Annotated in this window: 16 protein-coding genes; 7 read left to right on the forward strand and 9 right to left on the reverse strand. The window is 71.5% G+C overall.

The genetic code is table 11. The features are described 5' to 3' along the window. Window positions 1–18: 18 nt before the first annotated feature. Complete coding sequence (locus EDF48_RS00575; RefSeq protein WP_131877477.1) at window positions 19–537, forward strand: DNA modification methylase; 519 nt, start codon at window positions 19–21, stop codon at window positions 535–537. Window positions 538–628: 91 nt separating this feature from the next. Here the strand turns inward: EDF48_RS00575 and EDF48_RS00580 are convergent, their stop codons facing one another. Beyond that, the gene (locus tag EDF48_RS00580) at window positions 629–1,309 is read right to left on the reverse strand and encodes a response regulator transcription factor (RefSeq protein ID WP_111085241.1); all 681 of its coding nucleotides are present in this window, start codon (window positions 1,307–1,309) and stop codon (window positions 629–631) included. Next, complete coding sequence (locus EDF48_RS00585; protein WP_131877479.1) at window positions 1,306–2,472, reverse strand: ATP-binding protein; 1,167 nt, start codon at window positions 2,470–2,472, stop codon at window positions 1,306–1,308. The genes EDF48_RS00580 and EDF48_RS00585 overlap by 4 nt, the downstream gene beginning before the upstream one ends. Before the next feature lie 146 nt (window positions 2,473–2,618). Between EDF48_RS00585 and phoU the strand changes: the two genes are divergently transcribed. Together phoU and EDF48_RS00595 are read left to right on the forward strand one after the other, a co-directional pair. Then, window positions 2,619–3,287: a phosphate signaling complex protein PhoU gene (phoU, locus tag EDF48_RS00590; RefSeq protein WP_123293296.1), complete on the forward strand. Its 669-nt coding sequence runs from the start codon at window positions 2,619–2,621 to the stop codon at window positions 3,285–3,287. A gap of 45 nt (window positions 3,288–3,332) precedes the next feature. Further along, complete coding sequence (locus EDF48_RS00595; RefSeq protein WP_131877481.1) at window positions 3,333–3,872, forward strand: AAA family ATPase; 540 nt, start codon at window positions 3,333–3,335, stop codon at window positions 3,870–3,872. A 58-nt stretch (window positions 3,873–3,930) separates the two neighbouring features. Here the strand turns inward: EDF48_RS00595 and EDF48_RS00600 are convergent, their stop codons facing one another. Next, entirely contained in the window at window positions 3,931–4,677 is a 747-nt protein-coding gene (locus EDF48_RS00600) for a phosphoglyceromutase (protein WP_131877483.1), read from the reverse strand. A 45-nt stretch (window positions 4,678–4,722) separates the two neighbouring features. On the opposite strand from EDF48_RS00600, the gene EDF48_RS00605 reads away from it, so the two are divergent. After that, the gene (locus EDF48_RS00605) at window positions 4,723–5,496 is read left to right on the forward strand and encodes a class I SAM-dependent methyltransferase (RefSeq protein ID WP_131877485.1); all 774 of its coding nucleotides are present in this window, start codon (window positions 4,723–4,725) and stop codon (window positions 5,494–5,496) included. 204 nt (window positions 5,497–5,700) lie between these two features. On the opposite strand, the gene EDF48_RS00610 is transcribed toward EDF48_RS00605, so the two are convergent. From EDF48_RS00610 to EDF48_RS00620, 3 genes are all read right to left on the reverse strand, one after another. Further along, window positions 5,701–6,795 (reverse strand): folate-binding protein YgfZ, encoded by a 1,095-nt coding sequence (locus EDF48_RS00610; RefSeq protein ID WP_131877487.1) that lies wholly within the window; start codon window positions 6,793–6,795, stop codon window positions 5,701–5,703. Beyond that, the gene (locus tag EDF48_RS00615; protein ID WP_131877489.1) at window positions 6,795–7,397 is read right to left on the reverse strand and encodes an FABP family protein; all 603 of its coding nucleotides are present in this window, start codon (window positions 7,395–7,397) and stop codon (window positions 6,795–6,797) included. The genes EDF48_RS00610 and EDF48_RS00615 overlap by 1 nt, the downstream gene beginning before the upstream one ends. Before the next feature lie 137 nt (window positions 7,398–7,534). Beyond that, window positions 7,535–7,816 (reverse strand): hypothetical protein, encoded by a 282-nt coding sequence (locus EDF48_RS00620; protein ID WP_131877491.1) that lies wholly within the window; start codon window positions 7,814–7,816, stop codon window positions 7,535–7,537. A 170-nt stretch (window positions 7,817–7,986) separates the two neighbouring features. Here EDF48_RS00620 and EDF48_RS00625 point away from each other — a divergent pair, with 170 nt between their 5' ends. From EDF48_RS00625 to EDF48_RS00635, 3 genes are read left to right on the forward strand one after another with little or no spacing between them, the layout of a single operon-like run. After that, window positions 7,987–8,670, forward strand: coding sequence for a response regulator transcription factor (locus EDF48_RS00625; RefSeq protein WP_123293289.1), 684 nt, complete (start codon window positions 7,987–7,989; stop codon window positions 8,668–8,670). Further along, complete coding sequence (mshD, locus tag EDF48_RS00630) at window positions 8,670–9,497, forward strand: mycothiol synthase (RefSeq protein WP_131877493.1); 828 nt, start codon at window positions 8,670–8,672, stop codon at window positions 9,495–9,497. The genes EDF48_RS00625 and mshD overlap by 1 nt, the downstream gene beginning before the upstream one ends. A gap of 56 nt (window positions 9,498–9,553) precedes the next feature. Next, window positions 9,554–11,557 carry a serine/threonine-protein kinase gene (locus EDF48_RS00635; protein ID WP_131877495.1) on the forward strand — a complete coding sequence of 668 codons (2,004 nt, stop codon included), beginning with the start codon at window positions 9,554–9,556 and terminating at the stop codon, window positions 11,555–11,557. 88 nt (window positions 11,558–11,645) lie between these two features. Here EDF48_RS00635 and EDF48_RS00640 read toward each other — a convergent pair whose 3' ends face one another. From EDF48_RS00640 to EDF48_RS00650, 3 genes are read right to left on the reverse strand one after another with little or no spacing between them, the layout of a single operon-like run. Then, window positions 11,646–15,863 carry an FtsK/SpoIIIE domain-containing protein gene (locus EDF48_RS00640; protein WP_131877497.1) on the reverse strand — a complete coding sequence of 1,406 codons (4,218 nt, stop codon included), beginning with the start codon at window positions 15,861–15,863 and terminating at the stop codon, window positions 11,646–11,648. Window positions 15,864–15,899: 36 nt separating this feature from the next. After that, window positions 15,900–17,318 (reverse strand): hypothetical protein, encoded by a 1,419-nt coding sequence (locus EDF48_RS00645; RefSeq protein ID WP_131877499.1) that lies wholly within the window; start codon window positions 17,316–17,318, stop codon window positions 15,900–15,902. Continuing rightward, window positions 17,315–20,074: a hypothetical protein gene (locus EDF48_RS00650; RefSeq protein ID WP_131877501.1), complete on the reverse strand. Its 2,760-nt coding sequence runs from the start codon at window positions 20,072–20,074 to the stop codon at window positions 17,315–17,317. The genes EDF48_RS00645 and EDF48_RS00650 overlap by 4 nt, the downstream gene beginning before the upstream one ends. Window positions 20,075–20,140: the final 66 nt, after the last annotated feature.

Here is a 20,140-nt window from a genome sequence, read left to right on the forward strand (position 1 = left end):
TTGCGAGCTCGGGTACTCGTGTCCGTCGCCGTTGCGGCAACCATCGCGCTGGGCGCCACCGGGTGCGAGTTCATGTCGCCCGCGCACACCGTCGACATCAAGCAGATCACCGACGGCGTCAACGTCTCGACCGGCAAGGTCGACGTGCGGAACGCCATCCTCATCTCGGACGACGGCGAGGGTGCGCGGTTCATCGGCACGCTGGTGAACAACTCCGACACCGACGGCATCACCGTGTCGGTCGAGATCGGTGGCGACACCGAGACCGTGCTGGTGCCGGCGAACTCGCACGTCGACCTGGCGAACGACTCGCAGCACGACACCCTCGACTTCGACAGCGCGGACGCGAAGCCCGGTTCGCTCGTCAAGGTGTACTTCTCGTACCCCGACGCCGAGGGCGTCTCGGCCAACGTGCCGGTGCTGACCACCTCGCAAGAGGAGTACGCCACCCTCGCGCCGACCTCGACCCCCGAGCCGTCCGGCCAGATCACGCTGCCGGTCGAGACCCCGTCGGCCACGCCGGCGGACGGCGAGTAGCCGCACCACGCACGCGCGAGCGCAAGCGCTTCAGACCGGGAGGCCCGGTGTGAGTCCCACGGACTCGCACCGGGCCTCCTGTCCGTGCGTCTCAGGCCTCGATGCGGTACCCGAGACCGCGGACCGTCACCAGGATCTCCGGGGTCGACGGCACGCGCTCGATCTTCGAGCGGATGCGCTTGATGTGCACGTCGAGCGTCTTGGTGTCGCCGAAGTAGTCGGAGCCCCACACCCGGTCGATGAGCTGCCCACGGGTGAGCACCCGGCCGGCGTTCCGGAGCAGCAGCTCGAGCAGCTCGAACTCCTTGAGCGGCATCGCCGTCTCCGACCCGTCCACCGACACCGTGTGCCGCTCGACGTCCATCCGGATGCCCCCGACCTGCAGGATCCCGCTGTCCGCCGGGTCGTCCTCGGTGCGGCGGCGCAGGACGGCACGGATGCGGGCCAGCAGCTCGCGCGTCGAGTACGGCTTCGTCACGTAGTCGTCCGCGCCGAGCTCGAGCCCGACGACGATGTCGACCTCGGAGTCCTTCGCCGTCAGCATGATGATCGGTGCGTTCGACCGGGTCCGGATCTGGCGGCACACCTCGGTGCCGGAGAGCCCCGGCAGCATGAGGTCGAGGAGCACCAGGTCCGGGTTCTCCGAGTCGAACTTCGACAGCGCGGTCACGCCGTCGGCCGCGACGGAGGTCTCGTACCCCTCGCGCTGCAGCAGGAACTCCAGGGGCTCGCTCAGGGCCGGCTCGTCGTCGACGATGAGGATCTTGGTCACGATGGCTGCTCTTCCAGTTGCTCTTCGAGTGCGGTGGTCAGTTCGGTGTCCGCCTCGGGCAGGCGGATGGTGAAGGTCGAGCCCTTGCCGGGCTGCGACCAGACGCGGACGTCGCCGCCGTGGTTGCCGACGACGTGCTTGACGATGGCGAGCCCCAGGCCGGTGCCGCCGGTGGCCCGTGACCGTGCCGGGTCGACACGGTAGAACCGCTCGAACACGCGGTCCAGGTCGGCCTCGGGGATGCCGACGCCCTGGTCGGTGATCGCGATCTCGACCAAGCCCTTCGCGGACCGGACGCCCACGCCGACGCGGGTGCCGTCGGGCGAGTACTTCACCGCGTTGGCGATGAGGTTCGAGACGGCGACCTGCAACAGGCCCGGGTCGCCCATCACCCGGAGCTTCGACTTCTTCGCCCGGATGATCTCGATCGAGCGGGCGCGCGCGACGACCTCGTTCGCGTCGACCGCGGCCTGCACGATCTTGTCGACACCGGTCTCCTCGCTGTTCTCCAACGCGTCGACCGACTGCAGCCGGGACAGCTCGATGATGTCCTTCGTCAGGGCGCCGAGCCGCTCGGACTCGGTGATGAGCTGCGCCGCGAACTTCTTGACGTGCTCCGGGTCGTCGGCCGCGATCACGAGCGTCTCGGACAGCAGCCCGATGGCGCCGATCGGCGTCTTCAGCTCGTGCGAGATGTTGGCGACGAAGTCACGGCGGACCTCGTCGATGCGCCGGCTCTCGGTCAGGTCGTCGGCCGTGATGAGCACGTACCGGTTGCCGAGCTGCGCGGCCCGGAAGCTGAGGTAGCCGATGAGCTCCCCGTGCCGTCCGCGTGGGAGCTCGAGGTCCTCCGCCCCCATCTCGCCGCTCTTGCGCACCCGGTCGACCAGGTCGAGGAGCTCCTGGTGCACGAGCCGGCGCCGCACGACGAGCCCGACGGTCAGTGCCTGGGGCGATGCGGCCACGACCGTGTTCGACGGGTCGATGACCACCGCCGGGTTGTGCATCGTCGCGATCACCGCTGCGACACCGTCCGGCAGGGTGCGTTCCGCCACGTCTGCTGCACGAGCCGTGCGCTCGGCGGTGATGATCAGCACCACGACGCCCGCGCCGAAGACCCCGCCGAGGAGCATCGACAGTGGCACGAGCCACGCGTTGTCCATGCCGCCAGTGTAGGGATGGTCATGCGGGGTTCCGGTACCGTTCACCCGTCCCGGAAGGCCGGATCGCGAAGCGTTCAGCCCCACGTCACCGTTCGTTCACCTGGGCTGACGACACTCGTCCGGTACGCAGAGAGAGGTACTCCCCCATGCGCGAAGTCTTCCAGCAGGAACTCCAGGACGTCCAGGAGCGACTGACCGAGATCGCAGGACTCGTCGAGTCCGCCATCACCCGGGCCACCCAGGCCTTCAGCGACTCCGACGTCGCCCTCGCCGAGGAGGTGATCGCGGACGACCAGAAGATCGACGAGGCCGCCAACAGCCTCGACGAGATCGCCATCGACATCCTGGCCCGCCAGGCACCGGTCGCCCGCGACCTGCGCGTCGTCGTCACCGCCCTGCGCGTGAGCTCCTCGCTCGAGCGCATGGGCGACATGGCCGAGCACATCGCGCAGCTCGCCCGCCAGCGCTTCCCCGAGAAGGTCGTGCCGAAGGGACTCCGCGGCACCTTCAAGGAGATGGGCAAGCACGACGTCGCGATGTCGCAGAAGCTCACGCGGCTGCTCGCGACCGAGGACATCGCCCTGGCCGCGGAGATCCGCGACGAGGACGACGCCGTCGACGAACTGCACGCGAGCGTGTTCGACTTCGTGCTCGGCGAGGCGTGGAAGGGCGGACCGATCGACACCGTCGACGCCACCCTGGCCTCGCGCTACCACGAGCGCTTCGCCGACCACGCGGTGTCGATCGCCAAGAAGGTCGAGTACCTGGCGACCGGCGACTGGACCGGCGCCTCGAGTTCGACCGCCGCGGTCTGACCGCCGTGGTCTGACCGCGGCTGCGCGGTCTGCGAGGATCGACGCATGGCTCAGGTCGCGATCATCGTCAACGGCATGCCCGGTTCCGGCAAGAGCACGATCGGCGCTGCGCTGGCCGAGGTGCTCGGCTGCCCGTTCCTGTCGAAGGACCGGATCAAGGAGCCCCTCGCCGACATCGTCGGGCCGATGATCGCGTCTCGTCCGCTCGGTGGCATCGCGATGGACACCGTGTGGGCGATGGCCGGCGCGGTCGAGAACGGCGTCGTCCTGGACGCCGTCTGGGTCACCCCGGAGAGCCGGGACTTCCTGACCGCCGGGCTCCTGACGGCCGGTTCGCCGCGTGCCGTCGAGGTCTGGTGCCACGTCGACCGCGCGACGGCCGACGAACGCCTGCGCGACCGCTACGAGCCGGACGCTCCGATCCGGCACGAGGTCCACGGCGACCTGGCATCGATCATCGACACCTGGGACACCCTCGGCCCCACCTCGGGACCGACCGGGCTGCTCCCCGTCGTCCGCGTCGACACGACGAAGCCCTACGACGTCGGTGCCCTCGTGCAGGAGATCGCGTCGCACTTCGTCTGACCAGCCGACACGACGAACGCCCCGTCCGGGCTCGAACGGGGCGTTCGCGTCTGCGGTGCTACTTCTTGGCGCCCTGGGCGGCCACGGCGGCAGCGCCGGCGGCAGCGGCCTCGGGGTCGAGGTAGTACGCCGGCTTCGTCGGACGGAAGTCGTCGTCGAGCTCGTACACCAGCGGGATGCCCGTCGGGATGTTCAGCCCGGCGATGTCGTCGTCGGAGATGTCGTCGAGGTGCTTCACGAGCGCGCGGAGCGAATTGCCGTGCGCGGTGACGAGCACGGTCTTGCCCTCGCCCAGGTCCTTCGTGATGTCCGACTCCCAGTAGGGCAGCAGGCGGTCGATCACGAGCTTCAACGACTCGGTGCGCGGCAGCTGGTCACCGAGGTCGGCGTAGCGGCGGTCACCGGCCTGCGACCACTCGGCGCCGTCGGCGATGGGGGGCGGCGGGACGTCGAACGACCGGCGCCACTCCATGAACTGCTGCTCGCCGTACTCGGCCAGCGTCTGGGCCTTGTCCTTGCCCTGCAGGTCGCCGTAGTGGCGTTCGTTGAGGCGCCAGTCGCGCTTGACCGGCAGCCAGGCGAGGTCGGCCTGGAGCAGCGCGATGTCGGCCGTCTGGATCGCGCGGGTGAGGAGCGAGGTGTACAGGACGTCGGGGACGATGCCCGATTCGGCGATGAGGTCGCCGGCGCGCTTCGCCTCCGTCTCGCCCAGCTCGCTGAGCCGGACGTCGACCCAACCGGTGAACAGGTTCTTCTGGTTCCAGTCACTGTTTCCGTGACGGAGCAGGACGAGCGTGGAGGTCATGCTGCCGAGTCTACCGAGCGTCGGCAGGCCCGTACCCTTGACGTCATGCCCATCGGGAACGTGACGCGCGGGACGACCGGGTACAACCGGCTCCGCCGTGTCGATCGGTGGATCGCGTCGCTGCCGGCGCTCCGCAAGGCCGACGACCCGCTGGTCGCCGACGTCGGGTACGGGGCCTCGCCGACGACGACGCTCGAGCTGCGCGACCGTCTCGCCCTGGTGCGTCCGGACGTCGAGGTCACCGGTATCGAGATCGAACCGGCACGCGTGGCGTTCGCGAACGCGGGTACCCGCGACGGTGTGACGTTCCGGCTCGGCGGCTTCGAGACGCCCACGCCCGGGCAGCGCCGACCGGCCGTGATCCGGGCGTTCAACGTGCTGCGGCAGTACGACGAGTCCGCCGTGGTGGGGTCGTGGCGGATCATGCAGGACCGCCTGCAGCCCGGCGGCGCGCTGGTCGAGGGGACGTGCAACGAGGTCGGGCGGGTGGCCTCGTGGGTGACGCTCGACGAGCACGCGCCGGTGTCGTTCACGGTGTCGCTGCGGCTCGCCGGACTCGCCGTGCCGTCGATCGTCGCCGAACGGCTGCCGAAGGCGCTCATCCACCGGAACGTGCCGGGTGAGCGGGTGCACGCGTTCCTGCGTGACCTCGACCTGTCGTGGGCGGTCGCGGCGCCGCTCGGCACGTACGGGCCCCGGCAGCGGTGGATCGCCACGGTACGGGGCATGCGCGACCGCGGGTGGCCGGTGCTGCACGGGCCGACGAGGTGGCGGCTCGGCGAGCTCAGCGTGCCGTGGGACGTGGTCGAGCCCGCCTGACGGGGGCGGCGGCGCGGCGGCGGGACTGCGCCACGGCGGCGGCGGCGAATTGGCGACGATCCACGAGTCGATCACCGCGTGCACTGTCGGAAGATGCACACGCACACGATGCGTGCGCATCACCCGACGGAACACCAGTCGATCAACTCGTGGACTGTCGGAAACCTGCGCACACACCAGGCGACCGACGACCGGCGGCGCAGGCTACGAGCGCTTGACGGCTCCGAGCCGGGGCAGCCGCGGGACGTTCGCCGTGGCGCCGGCCTCCGGCGGGACGATGGTCTCCTGCGCCGCCGTCACCACGACGTCGTCGGCGATGAGCGTCAGCGTCGCGGTGGGGTCGAGGGAACGCTTGACCACGGCCAGTCCGATCGGGCCGAGCTCGTGGTGGACCGCCGAGGCCGACAGTCGCCCGACTTCCTTGTCGCCGAGCATCACGGGCGTGCCCGGAGCCGGCAGCACGGCGTCGGAGCCGTCGAGGTGCAGCTGCACGACCCGACGCGGCGGGTGGCCCAGGTTGTGCACCTTCGCGACGGTCTCCTGCCCGCGGTAGCAGCCCTTCGTCAGGTGCACGGCGGAGCGGAGCCAGTCGAGCTCGTGCGGGATGGTGCGCTCGTCGGCGTCGGACAGCGTCGGACGCCAGGCGGCGATCCGCAGTGCCTCGTACGCGAGCAGCCCCGCGACGGGTTCGTCCGACGCAGCGATCGCGGCCGAGGTGCCGGGCGTGACCACGGCGATGCGGAGGGTCCAGTCGGAGCCGGGGTGGGCCTCCTGGGCGGCGTAGCTCCACCCACCGGGCGTGACGGCTGCCCACGGGTCGACCCACTCGACGACGGGCGGGTCCGGCAGGACGGTCGACGCGAACGGGGCGGCCTCGCCGAACCAGCCGAGGGTCGCGAAGTCGGCCGAACGGTCGGCGACCTCGACCCGGAGCATGAAGCGCATCGAGTCGAGCCAGGCGGCGAGCGGTGCGGCGTCCTGCGACTCGGTGAGGAGCCACACGACCGCACCGTCGTCGACCACGCGGGCGGCGTGCTCGACCCGGCCGGACTGGTCGAGGACGAGGGTCTCGGTGCTGACGCCGGTCGGCAGGCCGGTCAGCTGCTGCGAGGTGATCGAGTTGAGCCACGACAGGCGGTCCGGGCCGGAGACGGTGACCACGCCGAGACCGAGCTCGACGACCGCGCGGCCACGGGCCAGCAGCCGTTGCTCGCCCAGGGGGTTGCCGAAGTGGGCTGCGGGCGCGCCGGGCGCATCAGATGCCGCGACGAAGCCGTCGCGCACCGCGAACGCCGACATCAGTCGACCTTCGCGAGCTGCCCCGAGGCGTGCGAGGTGAGTTCGCGACCGAGGGCGGCGATGTCCCACGCCCAGAACAACTTGCCCTCGACCAGGCCGTACAGGCGGGTCGCGGCGGAGTAGTCCTTCGCGTTCGGCGAGCGCATCACGGCGTCGGTGGCCAGGTCGATCCGGCCCTTGAGGACGCGGCCGACGTAGAGCTCGTTGACGCCCGTCGGGTGCACGATCGCGGCCTCGACGTCGAAGCCGTCGGTGGTGTTGCGCAGCGCCTCGACGCTCTCGACGGTGGTGAACGGCGTCGGTCCCTCACCCAGGAGCATCGCGGGGCCGCGGTCACCGGGTTCGGTCGGACGGTCGATCCGCCAGTAGCCCATCTCGGCAGCGAGCGGGGTGTGGTCGTCGTCGAGCAGCCACGTCGTGGACGAGTAGTTGAGGTACGGCAGGCCGTCGTGGCTGAAGCTCACGCGCTGGCCGAACTCGTAGGTGCGGGGTGCCTCTTCGTCACCGACGGGGTACTCCACGACGCCGGTGCCCTCCCAGACGCCGACGAGCCACGACACCGGGACCAGTTCGGGCGCCAGGCCCTCGGGGAGCTCGATCAACGCTGACCCTTGAACAGCTTCACGACGACGACGACCGAGATGAACGCGATCGCGAGCGACGCCAGGCCGAGGAGGCCCACGTAGAACAGCTCGAGCGCAAGCAGCGAATCCATGCCCTGGAGTCTACGCGGCTCGGCTCAACGCGCCAGGAGCACCACCGCGGTGACGAGGACCACGACGAAGGCACCGGACGACGCGATGCTGATCCGTTCGACCAGCCCGTCCTTCGTCGCGGTGATGAGCTGGAGCACGAAGCTCACCATCACGCAGGCGACGAACACGAGCAGCAGCCAGGCGAAGGCGTCGCGCTCGGCGAGCGTCAGGACGAGCACCGCCCCGGCGACGCTGAGGATCCAGACCGGCAGGACGGACGTCAGCTTGAGGCGCCGCTGGTCGGTGGGCTGCACTGGCTGGGTCACGCGTTCCATCATGACAGGGGTCACGCCCGGCGCGCAGGCACAGCCCAGCGGCGCGCTGCACCTGCGCTGCGTGCGCGCTTGCGGGTTGCCGCGCAAACCGTCCGGCCGGATGAGGACTTCCCGAGCATCACTAGGATGTGTCCACGACGTCATCCACCTGCGGAGGTCCTGTGGCACAGCTCCTGGTACTCACCTCGACCGCGCCCGGCGACGTCCTGCCGAGCCTCGGTCTCCTGAGCCACAGGATCCGTCACGTGCCGGCCGAGGCCGCACAGCTGGTCAACGCGCCGCAGAGCGACCTGATGTTCGTGGACGCCCGCACCGACCTGGTCAGCGCGAAGGCCCTGTGCAAGATCCTCGCCTCGTCCGGCTCGACGACGCCCATCGTGCTCGTCGTGACCGAGGGTGGCCTGACCGCCGTCAACAGCGAGTGGAACGTCGACGACGTGGTGCTCGAGAGCGCGGGCCCGGCCGAGATCGACGCCCGCATCCGGCTGTCCGCGGGCCGTGCGGCCAAGGGGCAGTCCAGCTCGAAGATCCAGGCGTCGGGTGTCGTCATCGACGAAGCCAGCTACTCGGCGAAGGTCCGCGGCCGGCCGCTCGACCTGACGTTCAAGGAGTTCGAGCTCCTGCGCTTCTTCGCCACGCACCCGTCCCGCGTCTTCACGCGCGAGCAGCTGCTCAGCGAGGTCTGGGGCTACGACTACTTCGGTGGCACCCGCACGGTCGACGTGCACGTCCGACGTCTCCGCGCCAAGCTCGGCGACCTCGAGTCGCTCATCGGCACGGTCCGCAACGTCGGCTACCGCTTCAACGTCTACGACGACGAGGCCGAGCGCCTGATGGGCCAGTAGTGCCGGACCTCGCGCGGTTCGTCGTGCCCGGTGAAGCACCGCCGTTCTCGGACCAGACCCTGGTCGACGTCCGCGCCGGGCGCGCGACCGTCCTCGCCGTCGACGACGGGGTCGCCGTGGTCCGTGACGGCGAGCTGGAACTCGTGGTCGACCGGGAGGCCCGTGGTCGCGGCACCGGCACCGCCCTCGTCACGCAGGCGCTCGCGCTGGGCGGCGGGGCCGCTCCCGTGCTCGCCTGGGCACACGGGGACCACCCCGCAGCGCGGGCCCTGGCCGATCGGTTCGGCTGGCGCGCGGTCCGCACCCTGCTGCAGCTCCGGGCGCCGCTCGACGATGCCGATGCTCCGTCCGCCGACGTGCCGGCCGGGTACAGCCTGTCCGCCTTCCGACCCGGCACCGAGGACGAGGCCGACTGGCTCGCCCTCAACGCCGCGGCCTTCGCGCACCACCCCGAGCAGGGGCGGATGACGCTCGACGACCTGCACGCCCGCGAATCGGACGCCTGGTTCTCGGGCGAGGACCTGTTGCTGCTCCGCGACGCCTCGGGGCAGCTCGCCGGCTCGTGCTGGCTCAAGGTCGAGGACGGCATCGGCGAGTTCTACGCCGTCGCCGTCCGACCCGACCTGCAGGGGCAACGGCTCGGCGGGGTGCTCATGCGCGCGGGGACTGCTCGGTTGACCGGGCGTGGGCTGACCGCCGCCGCACTGTACGTCGAGGGCGACAACGAACCCGCGCTGGCGCTCTACCGACGGTCCGGGTTCGAGCAGCACGCGATCGACGTGCAGTACGCCGCGCCGGAGCAGGCGGAGGCGCCGACCGGCCGGTAACATTGCGTGGTCGGCGAGGGGTCGGCCAACGGGGGAATCGGGAAGTCGGGGACGCAGTGGCGCAGTACGGTCAGGGTGAGCCACTCGGTGCGTCGTACCGGTTGGTCGAGCTGCTCGGGACCGGTGCCACCGGCGAGGTCTGGCGCACCGAGCACACCGCGACCGGCGAGCACTTTGCTGCGAAGCTGCTCCGCGCCGAGCTCGCCGCCGACCCGCAGATCGTCGAACGCTTCGTCCGCGAACGCTCGGTGCTCCTCGCGCTGCAGCACCCCTCGATCGTGCGGGTGCGGGACCTGGTCGTCGAGGGCGACCGGCTCGCGATCGTCATGGACCTGGTGCCCGGTGGGTCCGCGCGCGATCTGCTCGCATCGAACGGTCCGCTGACCCCGCGGGACGCTCTGACCATCACCGCCGAGGCGCTCGACGCCCTCGCCGCGGCACACGAACGCGACGTGACCCACCGCGACGTCAAGCCCGACAACGTGCTGCTCCAGACCGCCTGGACACCCGGTGCGACCGGCGACGTCCGGGTCACCGACTTCGGCATCGCGTCGGTCGTCGCCGAACGCGAGCGCACGACCACCGGGCTCCTCGGCACACCGCAGTACATGGCCCCCGAGTCGATCAGCCACGGCCGCGCCGGTCCCGCTGCGGACGTCTACGGCGCCGGGGTCATGCTCTACGAGCTGCTGTCCGGCCGCACGCCCTTCGCCGGGCCCGGCACGGACTTCGCCGTGGCGTACCGGCACGTCACCTCGAACCCACCGCCGCTCGACGTGCCCGATGCGCTGTGGTCCGCGGTGTCCGCCCTGCTGACGAAGGACCCGAACAGCCGTCCGGCAGCAGCGGACGCCGCGGCGACCCTGCGGCGGCTCGCCCGGTCCCTCGCCTCGGCCCCTGCGCTGGCCGCGACGAGCGACCCGGACGCGTTCGACGAGGTCGAGCGGCCCGCCACCGTGGTCCGCGGGGTCCGTCCCGAGCGCGATGCTGATCGGGATGACACCGGGGTACTAGAGGACGAAGCCCTGGCAGGGCCGGCTCCGGAACTGGGCCCGGCCGGATCGCAGACCGTCATCCGGCCGATGGCCAGACAGCCGCTGCCGGCCGCCCCCGCTGCCGAGCCCCCACCGGCGCGTCGGTTCGCCCGTCCCGAGTGGCTGACGAACCGTGCGCTCCTGTTCGGCGGCATCGGCGTCGTGCTCGTGGCCGCACTGGTCGTCGGTGGCGTCGTGTGGCTGCCCGGTGCGCTGCGGAAGACGCCGGGCGCCGGCACCGCGACCGCACAGGCCGCCAACGCCTACCAGCAGGACCGCCCACTGCCCACGGGCCTCGCCACCACCCGCCGCGCGACCATCGACCCCGCGAAGGGCACCGTCGACCTGCGCGTCACGTACGCGGCGCAGGCGTCGGCCCTCACCGGTCCGTTCCTCGAAGTCGTGCCGGGCTCCCGCTCGGGGGCGTCCTGCCCCGCGGTCACCTGGTCCGGCGAGGGCATCTCGGCGAAGCGCAACCAGCCCTCGCTGACTGGTGTCGACACCGCGTGCGCCTGGGCCCTGTCCGGGGTCGAGGTTCCCGCCGGCGGCGACGTCACGGTCGAGGCCTCGGTGCCGCTCGCTTCCGTCACGGACGGCGCGGCGCTGCAGACGTGGCTCGACAGTGTCGGCGAGGCGACCACTGCTGCCGTGAGCGACGACTCGGTGCGCGGGACCGCCTACCCGGTCCAGCGGCTGCAGGGCGTCGAGGTCCGCACGCCCGACCGCACGGTCAGTCAGACGGCCCTGCCGGTCACCCTGGTGCCGGTGTGGCCGAACGGTGCCGACGAGCTCAACCCGCTCTACCGCAGTCCCGCCACGGGACGCCCGTCGCAGATGCTCGTCGACGTGGCCGGCGGGGAGTCCGGCGTGCGGTTCGCCGACGGCTGCTCGGGGGCGTTGGCGGTGTCGTCCGACGGGCTGGTCGTCACGGCGCTGTCGGTCGCGCCGTCGTGCACGGTGCGGGCGACGGTGGGGAACTTCACGAACCTCGAGAGCTCGCCCTTCGGGATCACGACGCGCGACTGAGCGCGCTCTGGTCGTGACTGCGGGTCGATCCTGCCGTCCGTGGCGGACGCAGCCACGGGCCTCCAGGTCGACGGTCTCGGCGTCTCCGTCAGCTGACAGCAGACGCGGTCTGCACGAGACGGACGGTCCCGCCTGAAGCGGCGTAGCCGCGGCCGACGGTCAGCGCGACCGGTGCACGACGCGGGAGCGTGACACCGAGGAGCTCGCCGTCGTAGTCGACGTCCGGCTGCAGCAGGACGCCACACCGGGACTTCCGGACCGCTCGGGTCCAGTGGCTGTACAGCGACCGGAGGTCCGCGGACCGGCCGGCCGCCACGACGCACAGTCCGGGGCGCTCGGTCGTGAGCAGCGTCGCGATGGCCTGGTCGCCGTCCTCGAACCGCTCCGCGTCGTCGATCAACAGCAGCACCGGTCCACGCTCGAGCCGCAGCCCGGCCAACAGGGCCGGGACCTCGTCCGGGCCGACGGCGATGCGGTCGAACGAACCCGAGGCGAGCGGCGACCGGCGGTCGCAGATCGCCCAGACCGCTGGACGGACACCCTCGGCTGTCCGTGCGAGCTCGGCGACGGCGAGGAGCACGCTCGACTTGCCGGACCGCGCCGGGCCGGCGACGAGCACGTGTTCGCCGTCGTAGACCTCGACGGACGCCGGCTGCAGGTCGTCCTCGGCGATGCCGATCGGGATCCGCCAGGGCTCACCCGCGAACACCGCTCCGGTGCCGAGTTCGTCCACGAGCACGGCGTCTGGGAGCCGGCCGACCGCACTCGCCTTCTTCGTAGCGTCCGACCGGGTCTCCGCGATCCGTGCGACGGCCTGCGCGAGCGGGACGTCCGGCGTCGCGACGTGCGACTGCAGCCGCATGGTCGAGTCGATGAAACGGCCGGGCACCGGCGGCGGGACGTCCTTGGGGCGGACCCCGATGGACGCGTAGTCGTAGGGGTCGGCGAGGCGGAACATCCACTTCTGCGTGGTGACCTCGTCCATCGCCGACGGCACGGCCTTCGCGCGGGTCGTGGAGACCGCGAAGGAGATGCCGAGCGCCGGACCCTCGGCGTACACCCGGTAGAGCGCGTCGAGCAGCTGCTGGCCCTCGAAGTCCTGGTACTCGTCGCGCAATGCGGCGAGGCCGTCGATGAGCACCACGGCACGGCGCCCACCGGGTGCCGCACGGCGACGCTCGAGCTCGACGCGGAGGTGCCGCAGGAACCGCGTCTGCAGCTCCCCCGCACCGGCACCCGAGCCGACGTAGGCCGTCGTGTGCGGCAGCTGCGCGAGTGGAGCGAGGTCCCCCGGACCCATGTCGAGCACGAGGAGGTCGAGCTCGTCAGGGCTCGACGCGGCGGCGAGCTGGAGCGCGATAGTGGCGAGGGCGGTGCTCGTCCCGCTGCCGGGGATGCCCATGAGCATGAGGTTGCCCTCGTCGAGGTCCCATCCGGTGGTGATCTGGCGCTGGTGGTCCGGGTCGTCGGCGAGGGCGACGGGCACCGACGCGGGGCGCGGGTCGATCAGGGCGGCGAGCTCGACGCGGTCGCCGAGCGCCTCGGGCCAGATCGGGCGCGGCGGGGTGTACCCGGCAGCCTCGTTCGCCTGCCCGATCGACTCGATGAGCTGGTCGAGGTCGGTCACGTCGGACGCCGTCGGAGCCGGGGCAGGCACCGGCGCGGGAACGCCGAAGACGTCCGTCGGTCGGACGGACACCGGCTGCTCGGCACGCTCGTCACGGGCACGGCCGGTGACCAGGGCGGTCTGCACCGGGGTGATGTCGTCCTGCCCGAGCTTCACGTAGGCGCGGCCGGTCTGCTGTCGACCGATCCCGGCTGCGGCGGGGACACCGATGACGTTCGTCGAGTCCTCGCGGCTCTGCACCCGCAGGGCGACCCGCATGTTCGTGTTCGCGAGGATGTCCTCGCTCACCACACCGGCCGGCCGCTGGGTGGCGAGGATCATGTGGACGCCGAGCGTTCGGCCGACGGCCGCGATGCTGACGAGCGACGTCAGGACGTCCGGGAAGTCCTTCGCGAGCATCGCGAACTCGTCCACGACGAGGAGCAGGCGCGGCATCGGCTCGTTCGGCTTCGTCGCCAGGTAGGCGTCGAGATTGTCGATGTCCGCCCCGGCCGCGGCGAACACGCGCTGCCGTCGCTCGAGCTCGGCCTCGAGTGCCCGGATCGCACGGTCGGCGAGCTGTTCGTCGAGGTTGCTGATCGTGCCGATGGTGTGCGGGAGGCGCTCACACGCTGCGAAGGCCGCACCACCCTTGAAGTCGACGAGCAGGAAGTTCAGGCGCGTCGGGTCGTTCCGCGCGGCGAGCCCGGCCACGAGGGACCGGAGGAACTCGCTCTTGCCCGAACCCGTCGTGCCGCCGACCAGGCCGTGCGGGCCGTCGCGCACGAGGTCGATCTCGAGCACACCGCTCTCGGACGAGCCGATCGGGGTCGAGAAGCCCGTGCGCGTGTCCCACGCCGTGCGGATCCCGTCGCCCGACAACAGCTCCGGCAGGCGGACGAGCGCGGGCAAGGACGCCCCCGGCACCAGCAGTTCGGGATCGTCGAAGTGCGCCACGCTGCGGGCGCTGCGCTCGGCGGTCTCGACGCTGAGGCCGGCGAGCACGACGTCCTCGACACGGGTCCGGTCTTCCGGCCGGTAGACCGTGGCGGCGGCATCGGCACCGACCGTGATGATCGACGTGCAGGCGGCGGGGAGCTGCTGCTCGTTCGTCGCGATGACGATGCCGCTCACCCGGCGCGGTCGCTCCCCCGGGCGCAGGGACTGCCCGGGCACCGTGCGGCCCTGGCCGAGCAGGTTGCGGGCAGGGGCATCCCGTCCCTCGGTGAGCACCTCGGAGTCGACCACGACGAGCAGGTTCGGCGTCGGCAGCTCGTCGAGCGACTCCCGCAGGCCACGGAGCATCGCCGCGCTCTGGTCGCGCTGCGCCGACATCCAGCGGGCGCCGGTGCTGCTCCCCGCCACACGCGCGTGCGGCAGCCAGGAGGCCCACCCCCAGTCGTCCGCGCGGCCCGCGTCGCAGAAGACGCCCACCGTCAGGTCCGCTGGACCGCAGTGCACGGTGGCCTGCGTGAGCAGGCTGCGCGCCAGGGCGAGGGCGCCCTGACGGTCGCCGACGATCCCGACGACGCCGGCGTCGGACAGGTCGGCAACCACCGGCGCGGCCGTCAGACGGCTGTCCGCGATGGCGGCCTTCGCCTCGTCCTCGAGCTTCGCGGACGCTGCACGCTGGTCGACCTCGGGCCGCCAGGGAGCGTCTCCGGTGCCGGCGTGCAGGCTCAGGAAGTCCTCGTCGTCCGATCGACGCTGCCACAGCAGGGTGGTCGGCAGTTCGGCTCGCCGCACCACGGTCGCTGGGTCGGGCACGAGCTCCTGGCGGCGGGCGGCCTCGACGGCCGCGGCCTCGGAGATCTCACCGCGGAAGGACTCCACAGCCTCGGCGAAGCGGGTGTCCTCTTCTTTGAGGTTCTTCGCGCGGCGGTGCTTCTGCTCGAACCACATGCCGATCGCGGTGACCGGGGAGAGCAGGGCGAAGAGCGCGAACCGTGCGTCGCCGAGCAGGAGCACCATCGCCCCGGCGAGCACCAGGGGCGCGGCGACGGTGATCCAGCTGAACTTCGACGCCGGTGGCACGTCCTTGCGTCCGGGTGGCACGACCGTCTCGGCGTCGGAGGTCCGTCCGGCGCGCGGTGGACGGTTGAACGGCGCCGTCGCCGCCGGGGTCAGGTTCGCCATCGAGCCGGCCGCGGGCACGGGGACCTCGTCGAGCGCCGGCCGGACGAGCAGCACAGCCCCGCCCCCGATGACCCTCGTCGTCCCGGTGAGCAGGACGCCCTCGGCGTCGATGCGCTCCCCGGCGATGACGGTGCCGTTCGTCGATCCCGCATCACGCACCCGCACACCGTCGTCCTCGCGCTCGACGGTGCAGTGCTCCCACGACGCGCTCTCGGTGGGGAGCACGACGTCGGCCTGCGGCGCCCGGCCGACCACGAGCTTCCGCCCGCGCGGGACCGGCACCACGAGGCCGGCTTCGAGCCCGCCGGCGAGCGTGACGGTCCAGCCGTCGGTGCCGAGCGGCCGTTCCTCGGGGGTTCGTCCGATGCGCGATCCCTCGAGCAGCACCAGGTCACGGAGCGGGGTGTCGACGCTGGTGCGGTGCCCGTCGACCGCCAGGGTGGTGCCGGGTTCGAGCGTGAGGCCGATGGCCGCGGACACGAGGTCCCCGAGCGAGGATGCGCCGGACCACCCGTCGACCTCGACCGCATCACGTCGGTCGTCGAGCTCGATCAACAGGCGCATGCTCGCGTTCCTCTTCCGGGTCGGTGCGTGGGTGGGTCAGTCCGTGCTGGAGTCGTCGAACCAGACGAGCGACGCCGTCCGGGCAGCGTCGGTTCCGCTCCCGGTGCCGTCGCCGGACGCGGTGCTGGCCGGACGGAGACCGAGCTGCTGTGCCGACGCCGCGAGCACCGTCGCGTGTGCGCCGAGTGCCTGCTGCCGCGTGAAGTCGAGTGCCGGACCGGCGATGCCCGCATCGGCGTCGAGGTCGAGCGTGGCGAGGGCATCGGTGACGTCCGCCGGCTCGACGCTCCGCGCCGAACCGACGGCGCGGACCAGGGCGATGACGGCGTCGTGGCTGCGCGAGTCCGCTGCGCCCGCGACCGCCGAGAACGGCTGGTCACCGGTCAGGTTCTCGGCGTCCTGGTCGCCGGCGAGCACCCGGACACCGCCGAGGAAGGCGGACATCGCGCGGCCCCCGGCGTCGGAGGCGAGCGCGCGGGCGTCGTCGGTGGCGACACCCACGGCCCGGAAGGAACCGCTCAGGCTGCCGCCGGCCTCGACGAGTGCGGCGCCGAACGCCGGGCTCGTCGCATCCGGCGTGAGGACGACCGGCACCGTGACGTTCTCGGCCTGGAGCGCGGCGACGAAGGCACCCTGGCGTTCTGCGGAGCCGCTGACGACGACGGCGTCGGAGTCCGGCGTCGGGGTCTTCGCGTCGGCATCGGCATCGGCATCTGCGTCCGCGTCTTGCTCGTTGCTCGTTGCGCCGGTGCGCTCGGCGACGGTCGTGGCGAGCGCTGCGGTGTCCGCGGTGTCGTCACCGTCCAGGACGTGCGCCACCCGCAGGCCCGCCGGAGCACCGCCGCCCAGGTCGACCAGCAGTGGAGCGTCGGCGTCACCGAGTGCCGTCGTCATCGCCTTGCTGATCGAGTCAGCGGCCGGCGCCGTCGACCAGGAGTCCTTCTCCGCCGGAGCGTAGGGCAGGACGACCGGGATGCCCTTCGCCGCAGCAGCAGTGAGGGCGCCGGACACGTGGCTGCCCGACGAGGCGACGACGATGCCCGCGACCCCGCTCTTCGCGAGGGCCTCGACCGCGGCCGTGCCCCCGGCAGCGGTCCCGCCGTCGTTCTTCGTGACGAGCGCGACGTCGGTGCCACCAAGTGCGAGCCGACGCTCCGCCACCAGCGCGCCTTGCGCCGCTTCGTTCCACTCGGAACCCTCGCCGTCGCCGAGCGTGACGATGATGCCGATCTTCGTCTTCGCCGGGACGTGTGCCACCGTGATCTTCACCGGCACGGTCGCCGACACCGCTTCGGCCGGGGTGCTGCTGCCGAACGCCCGGAACGTCAGGACGGCGGCGACGACCGCGGCCACGAGGAGCACCGCGATACCGACGAAGAGCAGCGGACGGCGGCTGCGCGGACGCGTTCCGTCAGCACCCTCGGTCTCAGTTGCTTCGGTCGTCTGGTCACTCATCGGTCGGCCCCGATCCGGAAGGTGTACAGCGTGGTCGACGTCGCGCTGGCGGGGACCTTCAACTGGAACGCCGGCAGCGTCGTCGCCGCATCGAGCGATGCGCGGAACTGCTCCTGCTGGAGCAGGATGCCGGCGACGTCCTCGGCCCGGACGTTCGCGTAGCCCGCGGCGTTCTGCGACGCCAGGGCGAGCTGGTAGTCGGCGGAGTCGGACTTCGCCGCGCTCGTGGCCATGGCGCCGAGGATGCCGGAGCCGTTGACCTTGCGGTCGCCCAGGTCGAGCATCACGCGGTTGAGGTCGCCGGTCAGCAGCGTCGAGGCACCCTGCACGTCGCGCGTCGAGGCGCTCGTGCTGGCCGCGATGCGCTCGAGGCTGGACGCCGTCTGCCGGTCGACCGCGGAGGAGAGCTCCGAACCCTCTTGCTCGAGCGTGCTCTTCTGCTCGTCGATCGTGCCCTTCGAGTCCTTCGTGACCTCGCCCGAGGTGGACCGGAGGCCGGCGATCGACTTGTCGAAGGCCGAGATGACGGCGTCACGACTGCCCTTCGCCGTCTCGCTGACCTGCCGCACCTGCTGGTCGATGATCTCCTGGACGTCCTTCTCGGACTGCGTGGACGCGTCTGCGAAGGCCTTGCGGACGGCGTCCTGCAGCTCGGTCTGCTGGGCGCTGATCGCGGTCAGCTGGGTGCCGACCACATCGCTCGACTTCGTTGCCTGCTCGACGAGTTCCTCGAGCTGGCGGGCTGCGCCGTCGACCGAACCCCCGTCATTGCGCACCGCTCGACGCACCTCCTCGATGCCGTCGTCGAGTGCATCGACGTCGTCGGACAGCGTCGTGATCGCGGCACCGATGCCGGTCGCGGAACGGAGATCGGTTGCCGCGATCACCGCGTCCCACTGCTTCGCCTGGTCCGTGAGGCGTTCATCCATCGGGGTGCTGAACCGTCCACCGGGCTTCAGCGTCGTGCCCTCTTCGGCGCCGGGGCAGGGGGTCGCGGTCAGGTAGCCCCGCAGCGCATCCGCCTGTTCCGCGTCGAGCTGGTCGGTTGCCGCGAGGGCGCAGAGCTGGTCGGCGACCTCACGGTTCTGCGCCTGCATCGAGGTGCTGAACAGACCATCGCCGGCGTTGCCCACGAGCCCGCTCGCTGCGATTGCCTGCCGGTTCACCGTCGTGACGGCGTCGCGCACGGGGCCGAGGTCGTCGGCGGTCTGGTCACGCAGGTCCTGCAAAGCCTGCAGGGTGCGAGCAACCTCGCCGGTGCCGTCGCTTCCGAGGGCCTGGACCGCGGTGTCGATCTCGCCGAGCTTGGCGCGCAGGGCGTTCGACTGCTCGATCGCCGTGTCCGCGAGCTTGGGGTCGAGCTGGTCGGCGAGCTGCTGCCCGGTGCTGACCAGACCGATCAACGAGGTGCTCACCGCACGCGACGATTCCCAGAGCGCGCAGGTCAACGATCCACGGGCCTCCTGAGGGGCGCACGTCGCTGCGTCCGGTGACGCCGGGCCGACGGATCCCGCCAACTGCGCACTGACCTGCTGCTTGCACGCCTCGCTCGCGTCGGCGTAGCCCTCGAGCTGCGACGAGACGCGGAGCAGGTTGCCGTAGACGCTGCCGCCCGCGGTCGAGGTCTTCGGCGTCGCCGCGCACCCGTTGCCGTCGAGCACCGTGGCCGGTGCCGTCGCCGAGGTGTCGCCGAGCAGGCTGTCGAGACTCGTCGTGGTCTGCTGGAGCTGCTGCAGCACGGTGGACTGTGTCGCCTTCACGGTCGCGCCGAGGTCGCCGTTCAGGGAACCGAGCTCGCCGGACAGGGACCGCATGGTGCCCGCCAAGGACGAGCTGCTCTCCTTGAGCCGCTCGGCCGTGCTGACGCCGAGGGTCTTCGACGTGGTCTCGAGGTTGGACCGGACCTCGGTGATCGTGCCGCCCGCTCGTGCGAGCACCTCGTTCACCTGCGAGATGAGGTCGATGGTGCGGCGCTGGAGCGCGAGTTCGGAGTCACTGTCGGACCCGAACGCCGCGTTCACCACGCCGGTCGAGGACAGGTCCGTGGACAGCCCGGGCTGCGCGGCGACGTCGAACGTCGGTGCCGTGAAGTCCTTGACGTCGGCGACGAGGTGCAGCGTGCTGCTCGCGCCGGATGTCGGCGGTGCCAGCAGGCGACCCCACTGGACGACCGCGTCCCCGTCCTCGTTCGTGCTGACGACGCCGTCCGTGGACGAACCGGAGTCAGCGGCATCGGTGACGATGCGGTCGGCCGCGGTGCCGGTGAGGACGGTCGAGGCCGCGACGCTGAACGGTGCACCCACGAGCGCCGGCGTCGAGCGGGAGGTCCCGGCGACGTCGTAGGTCAGGTTCTTCGACGTGACCGTGAGGTTCTCGATCGTCAGGTCGATCGCGATACGACCCGAGTACCCGTCGAGGTCGGCAAGGTCGGTACCGGTCTTCTTCGACGTCGAGTACTGCGTCGTGATGCGGAGCGGGAGGTCACCAGCCGCCTTCGCGGGGTCGTGGTCGGTCGTCGCTGACGAGGAGTCCTTGCCCGCGACGGAGATCGCGGTGTCGGAGATCGAAGTGATCGAGCCGTCCGCGGCCAGACGCGTGTCGACCGTCTGCAAGATCCGTGACGGGTCAGCCACCGGCTTGTCGTCGGACGTGCACCCGGCGAGCACCAGAGCGGCGATGCCGGTGACGGCGACCGCCCCCACGAGCCGGCGAGTGGTGCTTCGTGCTCCGGTGTTCCCGGCACGCTGGTTGATCACGGTCTTCCCCCCAAGAGAATCGTCGAGCACATCGATGCTAGTTGCTCGATGGCGTCGGGTCCGCGT

The sequence above is a fragment of the Curtobacterium sp. PhB191 genome, assembly GCF_004346515.1.
Taxonomy (GTDB): Bacteria; Actinomycetota; Actinomycetes; order Actinomycetales; family Microbacteriaceae; genus Curtobacterium.

Bases quoted from the DNA above. Each gene is read 5' to 3' on its own strand.
- EDF48_RS00585 (WP_131877479.1), bottom strand. From the start codon at position 2,472: ATGGACAACGCGTGGCTCGTGCCACTGTCGATGCTCCTCGGCGGGGTC.
- phoU (WP_123293296.1), top strand. From the start codon at position 2,619: ATGCGCGAAGTCTTCCAGCAGGAACTCCAGGACGTCCAGGAGCGACTG.
- EDF48_RS00595 (WP_131877481.1), top strand. From the start codon at position 3,333: ATGGCTCAGGTCGCGATCATCGTCAACGGCATGCCCGGTTCCGGCAAG.
- EDF48_RS00600 (WP_131877483.1), bottom strand. From the start codon at position 4,677: ATGACCTCCACGCTCGTCCTGCTCCGTCACGGAAACAGTGACTGGAAC.
- EDF48_RS00605 (WP_131877485.1), top strand. From the start codon at position 4,723: ATGCCCATCGGGAACGTGACGCGCGGGACGACCGGGTACAACCGGCTC.
- EDF48_RS00610 (WP_131877487.1), bottom strand. From the start codon at position 6,795: ATGTCGGCGTTCGCGGTGCGCGACGGCTTCGTCGCGGCATCTGATGCG.
- EDF48_RS00640 (WP_131877497.1), bottom strand. From the start codon at position 15,863: ATGCGCCTGTTGATCGAGCTCGACGACCGACGTGATGCGGTCGAGGTC.
- EDF48_RS00645 (WP_131877499.1), bottom strand. From the start codon at position 17,318: ATGAGTGACCAGACGACCGAAGCAACTGAGACCGAGGGTGCTGACGGA.